The organism is Variovorax sp. Soil_C_39, assembly GCF_057656815.1.
In genome coordinates, this window is sequence record NZ_JBDGJQ010000001.1 from 46,714 (window position 1) to 67,452 (window position 20,739).

General features: G+C 68.7%; 19 protein-coding genes. 6 read left to right on the forward strand and 13 right to left on the reverse strand.

Annotated elements, in window-relative coordinates:
* Window positions 1-2 precede the first annotated feature (2 nt).
* Both AC3A6J_RS00240 and glpD read right to left on the reverse strand, forming a co-directional pair.
* Complete coding sequence (locus AC3A6J_RS00240; protein ID WP_487857883.1) at window positions 3-1,076, reverse strand: ABC transporter ATP-binding protein; 1,074 nt, start codon at window positions 1,074-1,076, stop codon at window positions 3-5.
* The gene (gene glpD / locus AC3A6J_RS00245) at window positions 1,076-2,755 is read right to left on the reverse strand and encodes a glycerol-3-phosphate dehydrogenase (protein ID WP_487857884.1); all 1,680 of its coding nucleotides are present in this window, start codon (window positions 2,753-2,755) and stop codon (window positions 1,076-1,078) included. Before glpD ends, AC3A6J_RS00240 begins: the two co-directional genes overlap by 1 nt.
* A 121-nt stretch (window positions 2,756-2,876) precedes the next feature.
* On the opposite strand from glpD, the gene AC3A6J_RS00250 reads away from it, so the two are divergent.
* On the forward strand, window positions 2,877-3,644 hold the full coding sequence (locus AC3A6J_RS00250; protein ID WP_487857885.1) for a DeoR/GlpR family DNA-binding transcription regulator: 768 nt from the start codon (window positions 2,877-2,879) through the stop codon (window positions 3,642-3,644).
* Between the two features lie 150 nt (window positions 3,645-3,794).
* The gene (gene glpK, locus AC3A6J_RS00255) at window positions 3,795-5,291 is read left to right on the forward strand and encodes a glycerol kinase GlpK (protein WP_487857886.1); all 1,497 of its coding nucleotides are present in this window, start codon (window positions 3,795-3,797) and stop codon (window positions 5,289-5,291) included.
* A gap of 24 nt (window positions 5,292-5,315) precedes the next feature.
* On the opposite strand, the gene AC3A6J_RS00260 is transcribed toward glpK, so the two are convergent.
* Window positions 5,316-5,771: an SH3 domain-containing protein gene (locus AC3A6J_RS00260; protein WP_487857887.1), complete on the reverse strand. Its 456-nt coding sequence runs from the start codon at window positions 5,769-5,771 to the stop codon at window positions 5,316-5,318.
* A gap of 198 nt (window positions 5,772-5,969) precedes the next feature.
* Here AC3A6J_RS00260 and AC3A6J_RS00265 point away from each other — a divergent pair, with 198 nt between their 5' ends.
* Entirely contained in the window at window positions 5,970-6,434 is a 465-nt protein-coding gene (locus tag AC3A6J_RS00265) for a hypothetical protein (protein WP_487857888.1), read from the forward strand.
* Between the two features lie 33 nt (window positions 6,435-6,467).
* Here AC3A6J_RS00265 and AC3A6J_RS00270 read toward each other — a convergent pair whose 3' ends face one another.
* Window positions 6,468-7,340, reverse strand: coding sequence for a LysR substrate-binding domain-containing protein (locus AC3A6J_RS00270; protein ID WP_487857889.1), 873 nt, complete (start codon window positions 7,338-7,340; stop codon window positions 6,468-6,470).
* A gap of 121 nt (window positions 7,341-7,461) precedes the next feature.
* Between AC3A6J_RS00270 and AC3A6J_RS00275 the strand changes: the two genes are divergently transcribed.
* Both AC3A6J_RS00275 and AC3A6J_RS00280 read left to right on the forward strand, forming a co-directional pair.
* Window positions 7,462-8,250 (forward strand): 3-hydroxybutyrate dehydrogenase, encoded by a 789-nt coding sequence (locus AC3A6J_RS00275; protein ID WP_487857890.1) that lies wholly within the window; start codon window positions 7,462-7,464, stop codon window positions 8,248-8,250.
* Window positions 8,251-8,273: 23 nt separating this feature from the next.
* The gene (locus tag AC3A6J_RS00280; protein ID WP_487857891.1) at window positions 8,274-9,242 is read left to right on the forward strand and encodes a Bug family tripartite tricarboxylate transporter substrate binding protein; all 969 of its coding nucleotides are present in this window, start codon (window positions 8,274-8,276) and stop codon (window positions 9,240-9,242) included.
* Window positions 9,243-9,278: 36 nt separating this feature from the next.
* Here the strand turns inward: AC3A6J_RS00280 and AC3A6J_RS00285 are convergent, their stop codons facing one another.
* From AC3A6J_RS00285 to AC3A6J_RS00310, 6 genes are read right to left on the reverse strand one after another with little or no spacing between them, the layout of a single operon-like run.
* Window positions 9,279-10,577 (reverse strand): TRAP transporter large permease, encoded by a 1,299-nt coding sequence (locus AC3A6J_RS00285; RefSeq protein WP_487857892.1) that lies wholly within the window; start codon window positions 10,575-10,577, stop codon window positions 9,279-9,281.
* A 10-nt stretch (window positions 10,578-10,587) separates the two neighbouring features.
* A complete protein-coding gene (locus AC3A6J_RS00290) occupies window positions 10,588-11,091 on the reverse strand; it encodes a TRAP transporter small permease (protein WP_487857893.1) in 504 nt (167 codons plus the stop codon).
* The gene (locus tag AC3A6J_RS00295; protein WP_487857894.1) at window positions 11,088-12,281 is read right to left on the reverse strand and encodes an MFS transporter; all 1,194 of its coding nucleotides are present in this window, start codon (window positions 12,279-12,281) and stop codon (window positions 11,088-11,090) included. The genes AC3A6J_RS00290 and AC3A6J_RS00295 overlap by 4 nt, the downstream gene beginning before the upstream one ends.
* A gap of 41 nt (window positions 12,282-12,322) precedes the next feature.
* Window positions 12,323-13,378 carry a TRAP transporter substrate-binding protein DctP gene (gene dctP / locus AC3A6J_RS00300; RefSeq protein ID WP_487857895.1) on the reverse strand — a complete coding sequence of 352 codons (1,056 nt, stop codon included), beginning with the start codon at window positions 13,376-13,378 and terminating at the stop codon, window positions 12,323-12,325.
* A gap of 43 nt (window positions 13,379-13,421) precedes the next feature.
* On the reverse strand, window positions 13,422-14,210 hold the full coding sequence (locus tag AC3A6J_RS00305) for an alpha/beta fold hydrolase (protein WP_487857896.1): 789 nt from the start codon (window positions 14,208-14,210) through the stop codon (window positions 13,422-13,424).
* Between the two features lie 3 nt (window positions 14,211-14,213).
* Entirely contained in the window at window positions 14,214-14,792 is a 579-nt protein-coding gene (locus AC3A6J_RS00310; RefSeq protein WP_487857897.1) for a cupin domain-containing protein, read from the reverse strand.
* A gap of 292 nt (window positions 14,793-15,084) precedes the next feature.
* On the opposite strand from AC3A6J_RS00310, the gene AC3A6J_RS00315 reads away from it, so the two are divergent.
* Window positions 15,085-16,023, forward strand: coding sequence for a LysR family transcriptional regulator (locus tag AC3A6J_RS00315; protein ID WP_487857898.1), 939 nt, complete (start codon window positions 15,085-15,087; stop codon window positions 16,021-16,023).
* Between the two features lie 15 nt (window positions 16,024-16,038).
* Here the strand turns inward: AC3A6J_RS00315 and AC3A6J_RS00320 are convergent, their stop codons facing one another.
* The 3 genes from AC3A6J_RS00320 to AC3A6J_RS00330 all read right to left on the reverse strand — a co-directional run bounded on the left by AC3A6J_RS00320 (window position 16,039) and on the right by AC3A6J_RS00330 (window position 20,727).
* Window positions 16,039-16,995: an alpha-E domain-containing protein gene (locus AC3A6J_RS00320; RefSeq protein WP_487857899.1), complete on the reverse strand. Its 957-nt coding sequence runs from the start codon at window positions 16,993-16,995 to the stop codon at window positions 16,039-16,041.
* Between the two features lie 33 nt (window positions 16,996-17,028).
* Window positions 17,029-18,531, reverse strand: a complete 1,503-nt coding sequence (locus AC3A6J_RS00325; protein ID WP_487857900.1) for a circularly permuted type 2 ATP-grasp protein — start codon at window positions 18,529-18,531, stop codon at window positions 17,029-17,031.
* Between the two features lie 108 nt (window positions 18,532-18,639).
* A complete protein-coding gene (locus AC3A6J_RS00330; protein ID WP_487857901.1) occupies window positions 18,640-20,727 on the reverse strand; it encodes an acetate--CoA ligase family protein in 2,088 nt (695 codons plus the stop codon).
* Window positions 20,728-20,739: the final 12 nt, after the last annotated feature.

Below are 20,739 nucleotides of genomic sequence, written 5' to 3' on the forward strand. Positions count from 1 at the left end.
GACTAGTTTCCCCTGCGCCAGGCCGGCGCCAGCGCCAGCATCTCGCTGGCATCGAACACATAGGCTTGCGATGCGCTGAAGTACAGCGTGATCGACGTGCCGAGCTCGAAGCGGTGCACGCCCGTGAGCTGCGCCACCAGTTCGCCCACAGGCGTCTCGACGTGCACGAAGGTGTCCGAGCCCGAGATCTCGGCCAGTTCCACCTTGCCGGGCAAGGCGATGTCGCCCTCCCCCGCATCGACGTTCAGCGCGCTCGCACGCAGGCCCACCGTGACCGCGCCACCCGTGTCACCGGGCAGCGCCAGCGCGAGCGCCGGTCCGCCTTCGAGCTGCACCCGCCCGGCTGATGCCGTGGCGCGCAGCAGGTTCATCGGCGGATCGCTGAAGGCCCGCGCCACGCGCAGCGACTGCGGCGCATGGAATACCTCGGCCGTGGGGCCGTACTGCAGCAGCTCGCCGGCATCCATCACCGCGGTGTAGCCGCCCAGCAGCAGTGCCTCGCCGGGCTCGGTGGTGGCGTAGACCACCGTCGAATCACCGCTCGCAAAGAGCTGCGTGAGCTCTTCGCGCAGGCCTTCGCGCAGCTTGTAGTCGAGGTTCACCAGCGGCTCGTCGAGCAGCATCAGCGGCGCGTTCTTGGCCAGCGCGCGCGCCAGCGCCACGCGCTGCTGTTGCCCGCCCGAGAGCTCGGACGGATAGCGGTCGAGGAACATGCCGATCGACAGCCTGTCGGCCAGCGCCTTCACGCGCGCATCGATGTCCGGCTCGCCGCGCAGCTTCAGCGGCGAAGCGATGTTGTCGGCGACCGTGAGCGAGGGATAGTTGATGAACTGCTGGTAGACCATGGCCACGTTGCGCTCGCGCACCGGCATGCCGGTCACGTCCTTGCCGTCCACCAGCACCCGGCCGGTGCTCGGCGCATCGAGCCCGGCCATCAGCCGCATCAGGCTGGTCTTGCCGGCTTGCGTCGCGCCCAGCAGCACGGTGACCGCGCCGCTCTTCGGCGCGATGCTCTGCTCGTAGAGCCAGGTCTGCGCGCCGACCTTCTGGGTGACGCGCTCCAGAGTCAATTGCATCAGCGCTCCTGGTTGATGATGTTGTCGCTGGGGTGGGCGGCGTGCGCCTGCATCCACGCGGCCACTTGCGCGCGCTCGGCGGCGGTGTAGCGCAAGCCGAGCTTGGAGCGGCGCCAGAGCACGTCGTCCGCGCTGGTGGCCCACTCGTTCTGCTGAAGAAAATGCAGTTCGCGCGCATGGAGCCCCGGGGCCACGGCCTCGCCCATGTCGGCCATCGACTGCGCATCGCCCAGCAGGTCGGCCACGCGCGCGCCGTAGGCACGCGCCAGGCGCCGCGCGAGCGCTTTGTCGAGCCAGGCATGGCGGGCCTGCACCGCGGCCACGAAGCGCTCGAAGTCGTCGTCGGGCCGGGTCGCGGCGCCGATCCATGCCGAGAGGTCGCCGCCGGCGAGGAAAGCGCCTTCGGTCCAGGCCGCGCGCTTCGGGCCCGGCTCGCCGAGCATCCGGCCGACCTCGTCGGCCGCGTCCTCGGCCAGCTTGCGGAAGGTGGTGATCTTGCCGCCCCACACAGATAGCAGCGGCGCCGCGGCGGTGTTCGATTCGAGCATGTAGTCGCGCGTGACGGCCGACGGGTCGCCCGAGGCATCGTCGAGCAGCGGCCGCACGCCCGAATAGGTCCAGACCACGTCGGCCGGCACCACCGGCCGCTCGAAATACCGGCTCGCCTGCGTGCAGAGGTAGTCGATCTCGTCCTGCGAGATGCGCGCCGCGCCGGGATCGTCGGCGTTCAGCTCGATGTCGGTGGTGCCGATCAGCGTGAAGTCGTCCTGGTAGGGGATCGCGAAGATGATCCGCTTGTCGGGGTTCTGGAAGATGTAGGCATGGTCGTGCGCGAACAGGCGCTTCACCACGATGTGGCTGCCCTTGACGAGCCGCAGGTGGCGCGTGGCCAGGGCCTCGCCCTTGGCCGACTGCGCCACGCCGCGCAGGAACGATTCGGCCCACGGCCCCGCCGCGTTGACCACGGCGCGCGCGCGGACCACGCGGGTGGCGCCGCCCGCCACCTCAAGCGTCGCGGTCCAGCCTTCGGCGTCGCGCTGCGCGTGCGTGCAGCGCGTGCGCGTGAGCACCTCGGCGCCGTGCGCCCGCGCGTCCACCGCATTGAGCACCACCAGCCGCGCGTCGTCGACCCAGCCGTCCGAGTAGACGTAGCCGCGCTCGAACTGCCGCTTGAGCGGCTCGCCCGCCACGTGGCGGCGCAGGTCGATGCCGCGCGAGGCCGGCAGCACCTCGCGCTTGGCGAGGTGGTCGTACATGAACAGGCCGATGCGGATCATCCAGCCGGGCCGCATCGAGGGATCGTGCGGCATCACGAAGCGCAGCGGCCACATGATGTGAGGCGCGCTCTTGAGCAGCACCTCGCGCTCCTGCAGCGCCTTGCGCACCAGCGAGAACTCGTAGTACTCGAGGTAGCGCAGGCCGCCGTGGATCAGCTTGGTCGACGAGGACGAGGTGTGCGCCGCGAGATCGTCCTTCTCGCACAGCACCACGCGCCAGCCGCGGCCCGCGAGGTCGCGCGCGATGCCGCAGCCGTTGATGCCACCGCCGACGATCAGCACGTCGCATTCGGTGGTGGCCGGCGCCTTCGGGTCGGAGGACAAATCGCTCACTGAAAATGGCCCGTTCGAATCGTGACTTTGTTCACGGAAGGGCGCCATTGTATTTTCGCATCTTTTCATTTGGATTCCTTTCGACGCGATTTTCCTCCGAGTTTTCCCTTACAGGTATTCGTTTTCTTTCGTTTTAAAGTAGCCCGCCTGTACCCTCGGCGGCAGTCTCACTGCTTTCCGCGACCGTTCCGTGAATTCCAACCCACGCCAGATCAACCTCCTCGACACCGTGCGCACGCGCGGGTCCGTCACCGTCGAGCAGCTCGCCGACATGCTCGGCGTCACGTTGCAGACGGTGCGCCGCGACGTGCAGCGCCTCGCCGACCAGGGGCTGCTCACACGCTTTCACGGCGGCGTTCGGGTGCCGAGCTCCACCACCGAGAACATCGGCTACCAGCAGCGCGAAACGCTGAATGCCGAAGGCAAGGCGCGCATCGCGCGCCGCGTGGCCGAGCTGGTGCCCAATGACTGCTCGCTGATCCTCAACATCGGCACCACCACCGAGGCCATTGCCAAGGCGCTGCTGCGCCACACGGGGCTGCGCGTGATCACCAACAACCTCAACGTCGCGACGATCCTGAGCGGCAATGCGTCGTGCGAGGTGATCGTGGCAGGCGGCTCGGTGCGCCCGCGCGACCGCGCGGTCGTGGGCGAGGCCACCATCGATTTCATCCGCCAGTTCAAGGTCGACATCGCGCTGATCGGCGTGTCGAGCATCGAGTCGGACGGTTCGCTGCGCGACTTCGACCTGCGCGAGGTGAAGGTGGCGCAGACCATCATCGCGCAGGCGCGCGAGGTCTGGCTCGCGGCCGACGCGAGCAAGTTCAACCGGCCCGCAATGATCCAGCTCGGCACCCTGTCGCAGATCGACCGCCTGATCACCGACGCCGAGCCGCCGCCGCCCTTCGCCGACCTGCTGCAGGCCGCGCAGGTGCGCCTGGAGATCGCAAAATCATGAGGCCTCCCCGTCTGCCTCCCTCCCCTTTCGGGGGAGGGCCGGGGTGGGGGCACGACAGCACCCGGACAAGCGCGGCGCCCGAACGAACGCCGGCCCCCATCCCAACCTTCCCCCGGGAGGGGAAGGAGCAAGACAGAGGAAGATGAATCCATGACCACCTACCTGCTCGCCCTCGACCAGGGCACCTCCAGCTCCCGCAGCATCGTGTTCGACCGCGAAGGCCGCATCGTCGCGATCGCGCAGAAGGAGCTCACGCAGATCTATCCGCAGCCGGGCTGGGTCGAGCACGATCCCATGGAGATCTGGCGCAGCCAGCTCGCCACCGCGCGCGAGGTGCTCGCCAAGGCGAAGCTGCAGCCCGCCGACATCCATGCGATAGGCATCACCAACCAGCGCGAGACCACCCTGCTGTGGAACCGCAAGACCGGCCAGCCGGTGCACCATGCGATCGTCTGGCAGGACCGCCGCGCCGAGCCGCTGTGCGCGCAGCTGCGCGACGAAGGCATGGCCGACACCATCCAGCAGAAGACTGGCCTCGTGATCGACGCCTACTTCTCGGGCACCAAGCTGCGCTGGCTGCTCGACAACGTGCCCGGCGCGCGCGCGCAGGCCGAGCGCGGCGAGCTCGCCTTCGGCACCGTCGACAGCTGGCTCATCTGGCAGCTCACCGGCGGCAAGGTGCACGTGACCGACGTGACCAACGCCTCGCGCACCATGCTGTTCGACGTGCATCGCAACGAATGGGACGCGGAGCTGCTCGATGCGCTGCGCATCCCGGCCGCGCTGATGCCCGCGGTGCAGCCCTCGAGCTCGCACTTCGCCGACACCGATGCCGCGCTGCTCGGCCGCGCGCTGCCGATCGGCGGCGTTGCGGGCGACCAGCAGAGCGCCCTCTTCGGCCAGGCCTGCTTCGGGCCCGGCATGGCCAAGAACACCTACGGCACCGGCTGCTTCCTGCTGATGCACACGGGCGGCGAATTCCAGCCCTCGCACAACGGCCTGCTCGTGACCAGCGCCGCGCAAACAAATGCCATGCCCCAATACGCCATGGAAGGCAGCGTCTTTGTCGGCGGCGCCGTGGTGCAGTGGCTGCGCGACGGGCTGAAGGCCATCAAGGGCAGCGCCGAGGTGCAGTCGCTCGCGGAGAGCGTGCCCGATGCGGGCGGCGTGATGATGGTGCCGGCCTTCACCGGGCTCGGCGCGCCCTACTGGAATGCCGAGGCGCGCGGCACCATCACCGGCCTCACGCGCGGCACCACCGTGGCGCACATCGCACGCGCCGCGCTCGAGAGCATCGCCTACCAGAGCGCCGCACTGTTGCAGGCCATGAGCCGCGATGCGGTGGCAGCCGGCGGCACGCCGGTGGCCGAACTGCGCGTCGACGGCGGCGCCAGCGTGAACGACCTGCTGATGCAGTTCCAGGCCGACCTGCTGGGCATTCCGGTGGTGCGGCCCGAAGTGATCGAAACCACCGCGCTCGGCGCGGCGTACCTGGCCGGCCTGTCGACCGGCTTCTACAGCGACGTGCGCGCGCTGTCGAAGCTCTGGAAGATCGAACGGCGCTTCATGCCGACCATGGGCCGTGCCCAGGCCGAGGAGTCGATGGCGCGCTGGGAGCGCGCCGTACGGCAGGCCACGCAGGCGTAGCCGCTGCGCGTCGCGGCGCGGCGGCTACCAGCCCCAGAGCAGCTTGCGCGAGATCCACCCGGTGGCGCCGCTTTCGTGCTTCACCTTGATCCAGTTGCCGCGCCGCGCCAGCGTGCGCAGCACGTCGCCGTAGGCGGCCTTCATCTTGATCGCGCTCGTGGTGCTGGGCGAGCGGCGCAGGTTCGCGATCGCGACCTTAACCACGTGGTGCGGCGTCTTGTTGGTCATCGAGCGGAATACCCAGGCTTTGTCGCCCTCGAAGTCGCGCACATGGAGCCACGACCCCTTCCTGCCGATCACCCGGAACGGATAGCCTTTGCCGACGGTCCAGTGGGCCTCGTGGCGCTGGCCGGGGCCGGTGCGCATGTTCAGCGTCTTGACCGCGACGCTGACCATCTGCGGGGCGGCGAACGCGGCCGGCAGCAACATGCACGACAGTGCGAAGGCCAGCAGCAAGGCGGGAAGTCGGGTGAATCTCATGGAGAACGGGTTCCTTTTCTATGGGGTTGAAATGTCCGGCGGATGCCGGGCGAGCCCGTCTGGGCGCGCCAAGCCGAATAAGTTCCGCGGGGATATCCCTGAGTGGCCACGCCGCCGGACTTCATCAGGGACGCGCGGGGTGCCGCTATCATGGCGCGGCCTTCGGCAGCTACCCCGCATTCGACGATTGTCTCGCCCATGAACCGCATCCGCACGCCATCGCTGCCGGCCGCCTCCGCGCTGGTGCTGGCCGTGGCCTTCGCGGCCGGCTGCAGTCGTTATCCGAACCAGGACGCGCCCAGCGTGCGCCAGATGACAATGGCCGAGCACCTGAACGTGCTCAACGGCTATCTCGCACACGGCGGCAGGCCACGCCGGCTCGCGAGCCGCGACGAATGCCACCTCGTACTCAAGAAGACGCTCGACAGCGCCGCGGCAATGCAGCGCATCGTCATCCCGCTGCTCGAGACCAGCGTCGAGCTCGCCACCCGCCCGAGCGGCCAGGGGCTGCGCGTCAAGCTCACGCAGCAGGCCGAAGGCCAGCGCCAGGTGTGGTTGCGGCTGGACCTGGAGCACTGGGTCGATGCAGTCGCTTGGCGTTCGCATTTCCAGCAGTTGCAGTTGCATTGCCGGGACGTGCTGGGGAATGCGGAGTCCCACTGACATCGGCCGCCGCGCCGCATCGGACCGCGGACCTCAAGCGATCGCCAGCAGGTTCGCCAACGCCGGATTCCGGTTGCCCGCCATCCACGCCAGCCCGTGCTGCAAGGCACGCACCTTCGGCCGCAGCGGCCTGAGCACCACGCCGCCGAACTCCTCCAGCGCTTCCAGTTCGCGCGGAAGCACCGACACGCCCGCGCCCGCCGCGATCAGGCACAGCAGTACCTGCGACGCCTCGGATTCGCGCACCACGCGCGGCGTGAAGCCGGCACGCAGGCATTCCGCGTCCATGGCTTCGCGCAGGTGGAAGCCGCGGTTGGCCGGATAGCCCACGAAGGGCTCGCCGGCCAATGCCGCGAGCGAGACACTGCGGCGCCCGGCCAGCGGATGCGCTGCGGGCAGGAACAGGGCGAGTTCGCTGCGCGCGAAGGCGCGCGTCGCGATCCCGTCGCCGCCGAGCGGCAGAAAGCACAGCGCCGCATCCAGTGATCCGTTCAGCAGCGCCGCCTTGAGTGGGCCGGTGGCGAGCGGGCCCTCGATATCCAGCGCCACGCCGGGATGGCGTGCATGGAAGGCCTGCACCAGCCGGGGCAGCAGATGGTGGCTGGCGCGGCCGGTGAAGCCCAGGCGCAGGCGCCCGGTTTCGCCGCGGTGCGCCCGGCGGCTGGCCTCGGCGGCCTGCTCGAGCTGCGCGAACACGGGCTCGATGCCCTCGAGGAATGCGCGGCCGGCGGCGCTCAGCGACACCTGCCGCGTGTGGCGGTCGAACAGCCGCACGCCCAGTTCGCGCTCGAGTTCGAGGATGCGCTGGCTCAGTGGCGGCTGCGCCATGTGCAGTCGCTCGGCCGCGCGCGTGAAGCTCTGTTCCTGTGCCACGGCCATGAAGCCGCGCAGATGCCGAAGTTCCATCGAGAAGCCCTTCTCCGTATTCAGACTGACACGATATCAATAGCCGGTGTATTCGGTATTGGACATCTGAATGGCGAATTCCTAGCATGAAAGTACTACAGACGAGCAAAAGGATCAGCACGTGGAACTCGAACAACGCACCGCACTGGTGACCGGCGGCAACAGCGGCATCGGCCTCGGCATCGCACGGCGCCTGGCGCGCGGCGGTGCGCACCTGGTCGTGAACGGCATCGCGCCCGAGGCCGAAGGGCAGGACATCTGCAAGGCACTCGCGGCGGAATTCGGCGTGCGCGCCGACTACCTGCATGCCGACCTGCGCGACGCGGCGCAGATCGAACGGCTGATGGCGGCCGCCAGCGAACTCGGCGGCGGCGCGATCGACATCCTGGTCAACAACGCCGGCATGCAGCATGTGTCGCCGATCGAGCAGTTTCCGGTCTCGGCCTGGAACGACATGCTGGCCATCAACCTGTCGGCCAGTTTCCACACCATCCGACTGGCGCTGCCCGGCATGCGCGAGCGCGGCTGGGGCCGCATCGTGAACATCGCGTCGATCAGCGGTCTGCGCGGCCGGGCCGGCAAGTCGGCCTACAACGCCACCAAGCACGGCCTCATCGGGCTGAGCAAGGCAGTGGCATTGGAGGCCGCCGACACGCCGATCACCTGCAACGCGATCTGCCCGGGCTGGGCGCTCACCGCGCTGGTGCAGCGCCAGGTCGATGCACTGGCCGAGCGCGAGCACCTCGACGACGAGACCGCCGCACGCAAGCTGCTCGGGCTGCGCCAGCCCTCGGGTCGTTTCGTGACCATCGACCAGATCGCCTCGCTCGCCGCCTACTTGTGCTCGGACGATGCACAGGAAGTGCGCGGCGCAGCCTGGACCATCGACGGCGGCACCACGGCAGCCTGAACCGAAAAACAAGGGACACAACCATGACGACCATCGCGACACGCATTTCAACGCTCATCGCCGCCTGTGCGGCAGCCTTCACCCTCACGGCCCATGCGCAGGCCGACTATCCGAAGCAGCCGGTGAAGCTCATCGTGCCCTACTCGGCCGGCGGCGTGACCGACCAGATGGGCCGCGCGCTGGCCGAGCTCGCGGGCCCGCGGCTCGGCCAGCCGATGGTGATCGAGAACCGCCCGGGCGCCAACGGCACGCTGGGCGCGGTGCAGATGCTCTCCACCGATCCCGCGGGCTACACGCTCACGGCGGTGCCCGTGGGCGTGTTCCGGATGCCGCACATCACCGGTGCGCCCTACGACCCGCTCAAGGACCTGACCTACCTCGCGGTGCTCGGCGGGTTCAACTACTACATCGCGGTCGCGGCCGACTCGCCGTGGAAGTCGGTGGCCGACATGGTGGCGCAGGCCAAGCGGCCCGATTCCAAGGTTTCCTATGGTTCGCCGGGCAACTACAGCAGCCAGCACATCGGCATGGCGCAGCTCGGCGACAAGAGCGGCGCACGCTGGGTGCACGTGCCGTACAAGGGCGACGCGGGCACCATCTCGGCGCTCTTGGGCGGCCATGTGCAGGTCATCGTGAGCTCGAGCACGCTGCTGCCCTACGTGCAGTCCGGGCGCATCCGCGTGCTGGCCACGCTCGGCGAAACGCGCTCCAAGGACCTGCCCGACGCACCCACGCTGAAGGAGCTGGGCTACCCCATCGTGCATGCCTCGCCCGTGGGCATCGCCGGCCCCAAGGGCATGGACCCGGCAGTGGTGGCCAAGCTCGACGCGGTCTTCAAGGCCGTCTACGACGACCCTTCATTCCAGGCTACGCTCGCGCGCCTCGGCATGTCGCCGATCTACATGGACCACAAGGCCTACACGCGCTATGCGCGCGAAACCTTCGTGGGCGACAAGGACGCGCTGAAGGCGATGGTGACGAAGGTCAAGTAACCCGCCCGCCGCGGCCCGCGCAGCTGCGCGCGGCCACTACAGCTTCGACGGCAGCCAGGTCGCGAGCGCCGGCCACATGTAGATCACCCAGGCCAGCACGAGGATCATCACCCAGTAGGGCGCGACGCCCATGAATATCTCGCGCACCGTGACCTCCTTGTCGGGCACCGCGGCCTTCACCACGAACACACTCATGCCGAACGGCGGGGTCAGCACGCCGGCCTCGATCACGAGGATGCCGATCAGCGCGAACACGATCGGATCGAAGCCCAGTGCCATGCCGATCGGCCAGAAGATCGGTACCGTCAGCAGCATGATCGAGATGCTGTCGATGAAGCTGCCGAGGATGAACCACACGGCCACGATGAAGAGCATCGTGCCGACCGGCCCGAGGCCCCACGACTGCAGCAACGCCTCGACCTCCTGCGGCAGGCCGTTGAGCGCCACCAGCTTGCTGAACATCATGGCGGTGAGCAGCAGCAGCATGATCGGCGTCACCGTGCGGCCCGCCTCCATGAACGCATCGCGTATGCCCTGCCAACGCATGCCCTTGGCCCAGGCCACGACGAGCGCGCCGACCATGCCGACGGCGCTGCCCTCGGTGGGCGTGAAGAAACCGAACCAGATGCCGCCCAGCGTCAGCAGGATCAGCAGGCCGACGTAGAGCGCGCCGAGCGATTCGCTGCGCAGCGGCGCCTCGGCGGCGCCCTCGGCTTCGGGCGCCGACGCAGGCCTGAGCCATGCGAACACGGCGCAGTACAGCGCGTACATGCTTGCGAGCACCAGCCCCGGCAGCACGCCCGCGGCGAACAGCTTGCCGACCGACTGCTCGGTCAGGATGGCCCAGACGATCATGAACACCGACGGCGGAATCAGCAGGCCCAGCACCGAGCTGCCCGCGATACAGCCGGTAGCGAAGCTGCGGCTGTAGCGGTTGGCGCGCATGACCGGATAGGCCACGTGGCTGAACGCCGCAGCGGCAGCCACGCCCACGCCGGTGACCGCCGCGAACACCGCGTTGCCGCCGACCGTGGCCACGGCCAGCCGGCCGGGCACGCCACGAAGGCGCCGGTTGACCACGTTGAACAGGTCGTGCGCCGCGCCCGAATGCGCGATCAGCATGCCCATCACGGTGAAGCAGGGAATGACCACGAAGTTGTAGTCCTTGATGCCGCCGATGGCGGTCTGTCCGACCAGGTCCATGGCGGGCCACAGGCCGCCCAGCGCAATGCACAGGCCGAAGAGCGCGCTGCCCGCGAAGGCGAACACCACCGGCACGCCGGCCAGCACGAGCACGGCGAGCACCAGCACGGCCGCCCAGGTTTCGAGAAACATGTGGAGATTCCTAGTGGTTGGAGGCGCTCGGGCGGTCATCGCGTCCACGCAATGCCTCCACCACGAACCCGATGCACACGGCGGCGCCGACGATCCACAGCACCAGCGTGGCAAAGCGAAGCGGCGATGCCGGCAGGCGGAATGCGTCGTTGCCATAGAACTCGGCGCTGTGCCAACCCTCGACCGCAGGCTCCCAGCCCGCCAGCACGAACACCGCGAACACCGCGGCGCCCACGGCCCAGGCCAGCGCCGACATCGCGCTGCGCACGGCCGTCGGCACCCGGTCCAGGAAGAAGGTCACGCGCAGCAGCTTGCCTTCGCGCATGGCGTGCGGCGCCTGCAGGAAGGTCAGCAACACCAACCCCGCGCCGGTGAGTTCGGCGGTGCCGGCAAAGGGCCGGTTGAACAGCAAGCGCCCGAGCACGTCGTAGCAGATGACCGCGACCATGGCCACGAGCAGCGCCGCGCCCAGGGCGTGAAAGCCGAGCAGGGCCCGGTCGAACCAAGTCTTCATGTGTGATCCTTTTCGGAGGGAAGGAGAAACCAGGCCGCGCATCCTGCCGCCACCAGCACCGCGGCCATGAGCACCACCGAGGGGTGCGCCGACAGCGGCAGCGCGCCGGCGATCCATGCGCTGAGGGCACCGGTGCACATGTGCACCGTGCCGATCCCCGCCGTGGCGAGCCCTGCCTGTTGCGGCATCTTCTGCAGCACCAGTGCGAAGGCCGCGGGAAACACCACGCCATGGCCGATGGCGCACAGCGTGAGCGCCGCGGCCCAGAGCCACAGCGCCGGCCACCACAGCGTGGCAACCAGCAGCGCGATGCCCGCGGCCACGATGCCGAGCCCGTGCGCCATGTGCACGTCGCCCGGCACCGCAGCGCGGCGGCGCACCCACTGGTTGCCGAGCGCGAAGCCGAGGTAGGTTCCGCCCAGCACGACCGCGATCAGCCCCGGCCCGGCACCGGTTGCGGCGTGCAGCGCCGCCGGGCCCGCGGCCGCGACGATGAAGAACGGCGCCGCGGCACCGGCCAGCGCAAGGCTGGTGCGCCGCACGATGGGCTGCCGCACAAGCCCACTCCAGGCCGCGAAGTCGGGCGCGCCCGTGATGGCGGGCCGCGTCTCCCGGTGCAGCCGCCAGGCCACAGCCAGCGCGCACAGCACCAGCAGCGCCAGCAGCACCATCGGGGCGCGCCACGACCAGGCATCGGCCAGCAGCCAGGCCAGCGGCGGCGTCACGGCGGGCGCCATGGCGAACACCATTGCCAGCACCGCCATGCTGCGCTGCAGTTCGGCGCCCTGGTACAGGTCGCGCAGGCAGGTGCGCGGCACCACGAGGCAGGCGGCGAGCCCCAGCCCCGTGATGAAACGGCCCACCAGCAGCATGCCGCCATCGCCCGCCGCCGCAGCCAGAAGCGCCCCGGCGCCGGCCAGCGCGAGGCCGGCCAGCATGGCGGCACGGCGGCCCCAGCGATCCGCGGCATAGCCCGCCGCTGGCTGCCCGAGGCCCAGCCCCAGCGTATAGAGCGCCACGACCGCCGCCCGGCCGCCGTCGTCCATCGGCCCCGCGGACGCGAAAGCCGGCTGTAGCCCCACCGCGACGTTGAGCCCGAAAGGCGACAGGCTCGCGATACCCACCAGGTAGGCGAGCGCTGGCGGCACCGGGAGTGCGCGGTCAGCGGCAAGACGGGCCGGGGTGGTCATGCGAAGGGCAACGGCGCGCGTGGGTTCGAGGTGTCGAAGCGTCAGAGCGGATACGCGAACGGCAGCGTGTAGCCGGCCTCACCGAGGAAGCGCACGTAGGTCTTCATCACCTCGGTGGCGGGCTGCCCCTTGGCGTCGAGTTCCTTCGCGGCGCTGGCGGGCATGTCCTTCACGAGCTGGGCCCAGCGCGCGCGCTCCGCCACGCTGAGCGTGTTGACCTTCACGCCCTCCTTCACGATGCGTGCCTCCGTGTCGAGGTCGCGCTGCTTGCTCTGCTCGGCAACGCGCACCGTCGCTTCGTCCGCCACCTGGTCGATGATCGCCACGACCTCCTTCGGCAGCTTGGTCCGCGTGTCCAGGTTCATGAACGCGGCGAGCGTGCTGTACGAGCCGAAGCCGGTCTTGGTCCAGACCTTGGCCACCTCGCGCAGCTTGAACGCCTCCATGCCCGAGATCCAGAAAAGGCTGCCCTCGGCCAGGCCGTTCTGGATCGCCTGGTAGTGGTCGCCGATGCCCAGCGTCACCGGCACCGCGCCGGTCGGAATGAACAGCGGCGCATTGGTTCCCGACATCGCGATGCGCTTGCCGCGCAGGTCTTCGTGGCGCTGGACCTCGAAGGTGGTGGCGACGCTGTAGGCCTCAGTCACCATCTGCGCGAGGATGTGCGCGTTGTAGGGCTTCATGCTGGCCTGCAGCGCGGGCACTTCCTTCAGCATGCGGCTCGCGACCTTCTGCTGCAGCACCGGATCGTCGGAGGTGAACGGCATGTAGGCGCTGTAGTTCATGAGGCCCGCGCGCGACTGCTCGAAGCCGATCGGCGACAGCGCAATGTCGAGCGAGCCCTTCTGCACCGCCTCGATGCCGCCGTCGACCTTGGCGACGCTGCCGCCCCAGGCCTTGATGAAGCGGATGCGGTGGCCGGTCTTCTCCTTCACGCGCTTGGCGACCTCATCGGCGAAGAAGGTGTCGAACACCTTGACGTAGGTGGTGCCGGTGGTGTGGCCGCCGCCCATGCGCAGCGTGTAGTTGTCGGCGCTGGCCGTGCCGGCGATGGCTGCGAAAGCCGCAGCGGCAAGAAGTGATGTCGTCATTTTCATTTGTCGTCTCCTGTATTTTTGCTGGGATCGTCCGCGCGCCCGCTCATTCGAACGCCAGGTCGAGCAGCAGGCTCTCGTAGCGTTCGGGGTTCAGCACGTGGGGATAGTGGCCGCCGGTGGGAAGGCGCACATGGTGGGCCTTCGGGTAGCGCGCGCGCAGCCGGTCGCGCGCAGCGGCCGGGATCAGCGGGTCGTCCTCGCAGTCGAGGATCGTCACCTCCGACTCGGCCAACGGCAGCGGCGGGCAGGCGCGTGCCTGCGTCACGCCGAGAAAGCGCGCATGCAGGTTCTCCGGCGACTGGCGCTCGGTCAGCATCTGCAGCTGCAACTGCTGCAGCGGCGACACCGGCATGGCACGCACGCGCTCCACCCAGGTGGCATGCAGGTCCTGCGGCGCGACGTCGCGCACCCAGGCGGGCGCGAACATCGGGTTGGCCGCCAGGTCGCTCGAATCGGTGAAGCCGTTGCCGATAACGAGCTTGCGCACCTGCTCGGGATGGCGCAGCGCAAAGTACTGCGCCCACCAGGCGGCGAACGAGGAACCCACCACCACCGCCGGCGGCAGGCCCAGGTGTTCGCAGACGGCCTTGAGCCCGTCGCTGAGCTCCTCGGCGCTCGCTACCGCCGGGTAGGTCACGGCGAGCAGCCGCAGCCGCTCGCCGAGCGACAGCAGGGTGCGCACGAACATCGCGGCGTCGCCGACCGAGCCCGGCAGCAAGACGACGGCCGGGCCGTGCCCCGCCGTGTCGAGCCAGCGCCAGGTGTGGCCGTTGGCGTCCGCCAGCGACGACCAGGCGTAGCGGCTCTCTAGCCTGTGGATCAGCTCGCGCATCGCTCAGTACTTTCCGTCGGGCGTCATGAAGCCCTCGGCGATCAGCTGCGCATGCGCCTCGGGAGAGAACTCGGCCTCGGGCGTGTTGCCGCCGATCACGAACAGCAGCCAGTGCGTCTTGTCGGGCTCGTCGAAGGTGATGTTCTCGAAGCGGCGCTGTACGCCCGCGGGGAACGCGATCACGTCGAAGGGCTCGAGGTCGAAGGCCTCGACCTTGCCGTCGACCTCCCACGAGCAGCGCCACTTGCCGGTCATCGGCATGAAGGTCTCGTTGGTGTCGTGGTTGTGCATCATCGGCCCCTTGCCCGGCGTCGTTTCGCAGAAGCCGAGGTTGAAGCCTTCGCTGATCTTGATGTGGGCGTGCTCTGCCGCATCGTCGCCCACGGGCGAGACGATCGGCGCGGCGCCGCCATCGGCGCGCGCCGGCGGCTGGAAGCCGATGATGTTGTAGAGCTTGCGCTGCGCGCTCGGGTGACGGCTGTCGGGCAGTCCGCCGTCGAAGCCCTTGACTTCCTTGAACAGGGCCACGCGCTTGCGCATCTCCTCACGGGTGACGCGGATGGTGGGGATCTTCGGTTGCATGGTTGTTTCTCCTTCGATGGATTGCGTGCTGAAGTGCTTGCGTGATGCGAGGCCCGGCGCGCACGGGCGTGCCGGTTCCGCCACGGCAAGGCCGTGGAAGCGGTGCTAGAAAAGGTGGTGCCGCCCGGACGGGGCAGCCGCTCAAGCGCGGCGCAGGCGGCGGCGGTGAGCAGGCAGGGGGTCGTGGGTCATGGTTTGTCTCGCGTATTTTTTTGAGTGCATCCATTACATTCACAACGCCGTGCGCACGCAATTCGCTGCGCCGATGTCCGCTATCTAAATTTCACGTCACGTGCGTCTTCGCGATCTCGACCTCAACCTGCTCGTAGCCCTGGATGCCCTGCTCCGGGAAGCCCATGTCTCGCGCGCGGCCGCCCGGCTCGAGATGAGCCAGTCGTCGATGAGCCTCGCGCTCTCGAAGCTGCGCACGCTGTTCAACGACCCGCTGCTCGTGAAGGGCGGCGGCGGGCTGGTGCTGACCGCGAAGGCCGTCGACCTCGCGCCGCGCGTCAGCGACGCGCTCCATCACATCGAGGGACTGCTGCACGTGCAGCAGGGCTTCGATCCCGCGCAGGCGCGCGACACCATCACGCTGATCGTCACCGACTACATCGACTTCCTGCTGGTGCCCGCGATCGTCAAGGCGATGGCGCGCCGCGCGCCCGGCGTGATGCTGCGCGTGGTTGGCCCCAACCCCGAGCGGCTCGGCGAGATTTTCAGCAGCGGCGAGGTCGATGTGTCGGTGTCGTACTTTCCCAATCCGCCGGCAAGCCTGCGCGTGCGCCCGCTCTTCACCGACCGGCTCGTGGGCATCGCGCGCCGCGGCCATCCGTTCTTGCAGGACACGGGCAACCTCGACGCCTACTGCAGCCACGGGCACGTCACCGTCGAGCCCGGCACGGCCACCTGGTACAACACCCAGGTCGACCAGCAGCTCACGCTGCACGGGCGCCAGCGCCATGCGCAGCTGACCAAGCCCACCTTCCTCGGCGTGCCCTTCATCGTCGAGGATTCAGACCTGCTGGCCACCTTGCCCGAGCGCGTGGCGCGCGGCTTCGCCAGGTTCACCGACGTCGTGATGTTCGACCCGCCGCTCGCGCTCGAGCCGTTCAACGTCGTGCTGCTGTGGCACGACCGAACGCACACGAATCCGTTGCACCGCTGGTTTCGCGAACTCGTGATCGAGCTGTGTTCGGGCGACGAGGTGCCGGCGCCGCCCGCGGCCCCCTGAAGGCCGCTGCGTGCGTCAGTGCGCCGGAACCAGGAAGTCCTGGCTGATGCGCATGCCGAGCTCGTTCACCCGGTCGAGAAACTGCGTGAGGTAGGCATGCAGCCCGGTCGCCAGGATCTCGTCGACGCGACCGTACTGCAGGTCGGCCAGCAGCTTGCCGGCGCGGCGCTGGGTTTCGGCGCTCTGGTCGTTCTGCACCTTCGCGAGATTGGAAACCACCTCGGCAAGGCTCGCGTGCAGCGAGCGCGGCATGTCGGCGCGCAGGATCAGCAGTTCGGCCACGCGCTCGGGCTTGATCACGTCGCGGTACACCTTGCGGTACACCTCGAAGGCCGACACGCTGCGCAGGATCGCACTCCAGTGATAGAAGTCGTATTCCTGGTCTTCCTCGGTGGCGGTGCCGAAGAACTCGCTGTTGAGCGCATGAAATTTGACGTCGACCAGCCGCGCCGTGTTGTCGGCGCGTTCGAGGAAGGTGCCCAGGCGCGAGAAATAGAAGGCCTCGTCCTGCAGCATGGTGCCGAGCGTGACGCCGCGCGACAGGTGCGAGCGGAACTTGACCCACTCGAAGAATTGCGCCGGATCGCGCTCGAAGCCGCCGGCGCGCAGCATGCGGTTGACTTCGAGCCAGGTGGTGTTCTGGGTCTCCCAGGCCTCGGTGGTGAGCGCGCCCCGCACCGCGCGGGCGTTCTCGCGCGCGGCCTTGAGGCACGAGACGATCGACGACGGATTGCTCTCGTCCTTGACCATGAACTCCATCACCTCGTTGGGCGCGATCTGCTCGTACTTGTCGTTGTACGATGGCAGCAGCTCGCTGATCGAGAGCACGCCCTGCCAACCGTACTTGGCCACTTCGGCCGACTGGGGCAGCAGCGAGGTCTGGTAGTTGACGTCGAGCATGCGCGCGGTGTTCTCGGCGCGCTCGGTGTAGCGCGACATCCAGTAGAGGTGGTCGGCGGTGCGTGACAGCATCGGTTGTTTCTCCTAATTTTTGCTTGCCTGCACTCAGGCCGACGACGACTGGCTCTGCGACTGCGACCCGGGCTTGACGCGGGGCGCGCGCTCGGCTTCGAGCACCCAGGTGTCCTTGGTGCCGCCGCCCTGCGACGAGTTGACGACCAGCGAGCCTTCCTTGAGCGCCACGCGCGTGAGCCCGCCGGGCACCATCTGCACTTCGCTGCCCGACAGCACGAAGGGCCGCAGGTCGATGTGGCGCGGCGCGATACCGGCATCGACGAAGGTCGGCGAGGTCGACAGGCTCAGCGTCGGCTGCGCGATGTAGCCGTCGGGCTTGGCGATCACGGCGCGCTTGAAGTCCTCGATCTCGGCCTGCGTCGAGGCCGGGCCGATCAGCATGCCGTAGCCCCCCGCGCCGTGCACTTCCTTGACCACGAGATCCTTCATGTTGTCGAGCGTGTACTGCAGTTCGTCCTTGTTGCGGCACATGTAGGTCGGCACGTTCTTCAGGATCGGCTGCTCGCCAAGGTAGAACTCGATCATCTTCGGCACATAGGGGTAGATCGACTTGTCGTCGGCCACGCCGGTGCCCACGGCATTGCAGATAACGACGTTGCCCGCGCGGTAGGCGCGCATCAGGCCCGCGCATCCGAGCGTGGAGTCGGGGCGGAACACCTCGGGATCGAGGAAGTCGTCGTCCACGCGGCGGTAGATGACGTCGACGCGCTTCGGCCCGCGCGTGGTGCGCTTGTAGACGAAGTCGTCCTTGACGAAGAGATCCTGCCCCTCGACGAGGTCGATGCCCATCTGCTGCGCGAGGAAGGCATGCTCGAAGTAGGCGCTGTTGTACATGCCGGGCGTGAGCACCACCACGGAAGGATCGGCCGTGGCGGGCGGCGCGCTGGCGCGCAGCGTCTCGAGCAGCAGGTCGGGGTAGTGCGCCACGGGCGCGATGCGGTTCTGATTGAACAGGTCGGGGAAGAGCCGCATCATCATCTTGCGGTTCTCGAGCATGTAGCTCACGCCGCTCGGCACGCGCAGGTTGTCCTCGAGCACGTAGTACTCGCCGTTGCCGTCGACATCGGCCGCTCGCACGATGTCGACGCCCGAGATGTTGGAGTACACCTCGTGCGGCACCGTGACGCCCATCATCTCGGGGCGGAACTGCGCGTTGTGGAGGATCTGCTCGGCCGGGATGATGCCGGCCTTGATGATCTCCTGGTCGTGGTAGACGTCATGCAGGAAGCGGTTGAGCGCCGTCACGCGCTGCACCAGGCCCTTCTCCATATGCTCCCACTCATGGGTCGGGATGATGCGCGGCAGCAGATCGAACGGAATGAGCCGCTCGGTGCCCGAGCCGTCCTCGTCCTTCGCGCCATACACCGCAAAGGTGATGCCGACCCGGCGGAAGATCATCTCCGCCTCTTCGCGCCGCGACAGCATCACCTCGGGAGGTTGCTTGGCGAGCCATTGGTCGTACCGCTTGTAGTGCTGCCGGATCGCAGCGCCCGCATAGGGCAGCTGCTCGTACATTTCGTCGAATTTTTTCATTGAACGACCAATCTCCTTGCGCCATAGCTTAGCAAGTTCGAGGCCAGTAGAACCCCTTATCTGCCAGCCGGAGACGGGCCGTTCGGCGATTTACAGATCACATCGCAGTCACCCGGCGGCGCGCTCGACCAGCGCATCGACCACCATCGCGCCCTCGCCCACAGCGCCGACCATGACGGGATTCACGTCGATCGAGGCAATACGCCCCGGTGCGGAGACGATCAGCCGTCCGACCGTCACAGCCACCGCGCAGAGCGCCGCCACGTCGAGCGGCGGCTCGCCGCGCACGCCGCCCAGCAGCGGCGCGATGCGCAGGCCCTTCAAGGCCACCTGCACGGCGGCCGCGTCAAACGGGGGAATCAGCACCGCCACGTCCTGCAGCGCCTCGACGTACTTGCCGCCGTCGCCCACCACCACGACCGGCCCGAAGACCGGGTCGTGCCGCGCGCCCACCATGAATTCGTGCCGTGCCTTGTGCATCGCCGCGACGAGCACGCCCTCCTGCGCCGCGCCCAGCGCCGCGAGCTTCGCCCACTGGGCATCGAACAGCGCCTCGGCCTGCGCGGCACTGTCGACGTGCAGCGCGACCAGCCCGTGCTCGGACTTGTGCGGCAGGTCGGCCGAACAAGCCTTGACCACCGCCGAGCCACCCACGGCGCCCCAGGCGTCGCGCGCCTCGGCGGCGCTGCGGCAGAGCCGATGTGCCACCACCGGAACGCCATGCGCCGCCAGCAAGGCCAGGCTCTGCGCCTCGTTGAGGAAGCGGCCCGTGCCCTCGGGCAGCGAGGGCGGCGGCGCCGGGGGCCACGGCGCATGCGTCTCGCGCATCAGGGCTGTATGCGACGCCAGCTGCGCGAGCACGCCGAGCGCCTCGGTTTCGTTGGCATAGGTCGGAATGCCGCGGGCCTGGAACGGGGCGGCCACCGAAGCCTGCCAGGCCGCGACCACCACCGGCTTGCCGGTCGCGGCCTCGAACTTCGCGGTGTCGGCGGCGAAGGCCTCGACGTCGTAGCCCGCGCCCGCCACCGGGATGTTGATGAAGAAGAGATCGGCGGCCGGGTCCTGGGCCACCGCGGGCAGCACATCGCCGAAGAGGCCGCTGTTCGACAGCAGCGCCGCCGTGATGTCGATCGGGTTCGTCGCGGTAGCGAAACCTGGCAGCCGCGCGGCCACGTCCTTTCGCGTGCCTTCCGACAGCGCGGCCAGCGGCAGGCCGAATTCTTCGGACGCATCGGCGCCCATCACGCAGCTCGCCCCCGAGTTGCTGATGACCACCAGCCGCCGCCCCTCGGGCCGCCAGCCCTTCAGGTAAGCCTCGGCCGCCAGTGCCTGCGCATGCGGATCGCGCACCCGCCAGATGCCGTGGTGGCGAAAGAAGGCATCGACCGCGCGGTCTTCGTTGGCCAGCGAACCCGTGTGCGATGACGCGGCCTTCTGCCCGCTCTCGGAACGCCCCGCCTTCACCGCGATGATCGGCAGGTCGCGCGCGCGTGCGTAGGCGGCCGTGCGCGCCAGCATCTCGGGGTTCGCGATGTTCTCGAGGTACAGCAGCAGCAGCTTCACCTCGGGATCGTGCGCCACGGCCCAGGCCAGGTCGGACACCGTCACGTCGGCCTCGTTGCCCGTGGCATGCACATGGCGCACGCCCAGGCCGCGCCCGCGCAGCAGGCCGTAGGCCATGGCGCTCATGCCGCCGCTCTGGCTCACCACGCCGATGGGCCCGTCGGCCGGCGGCACCTCGATGAACATGGTCGAGAACCCCGCGATGGCGCCGTTGCCGAAGTTCGCCAGGCCTTGCGTGTTGGGCCCGTAGAGCCGCATGCCGGCGGCGCGCGCGCGGTCGGCCATGGCCTTCTGCACCGCGCGGCCCTCCTCGCCCGCTTCGCCGAACCCCGATGCGATGACCACCGCCGACTTCACCCCGCGCGCGGCGCATTCGTCCACCGCGGCCACGGCCTTCTCGCCGCCCACGATCACGAGCGCGAGCTCGGGCGCCTCGGGCAGCGCGGCGAGCGAGGCGTAGCTCTTGAGCCCCTGCACCTCGTCACGCGCCGGATTGATCGGGTAGATCGTGCCGGCGAAGCCGTGCTTCTGCATGTAGTAGATCGGCCGCCCGCCGATCTTGTGGATGTTTTCCGAGGCGCCGATGACGGTGACGGACTTCGGGGCCAGTGCGGATTCGAGCAGGTCGGACATGGACGCTTTCAT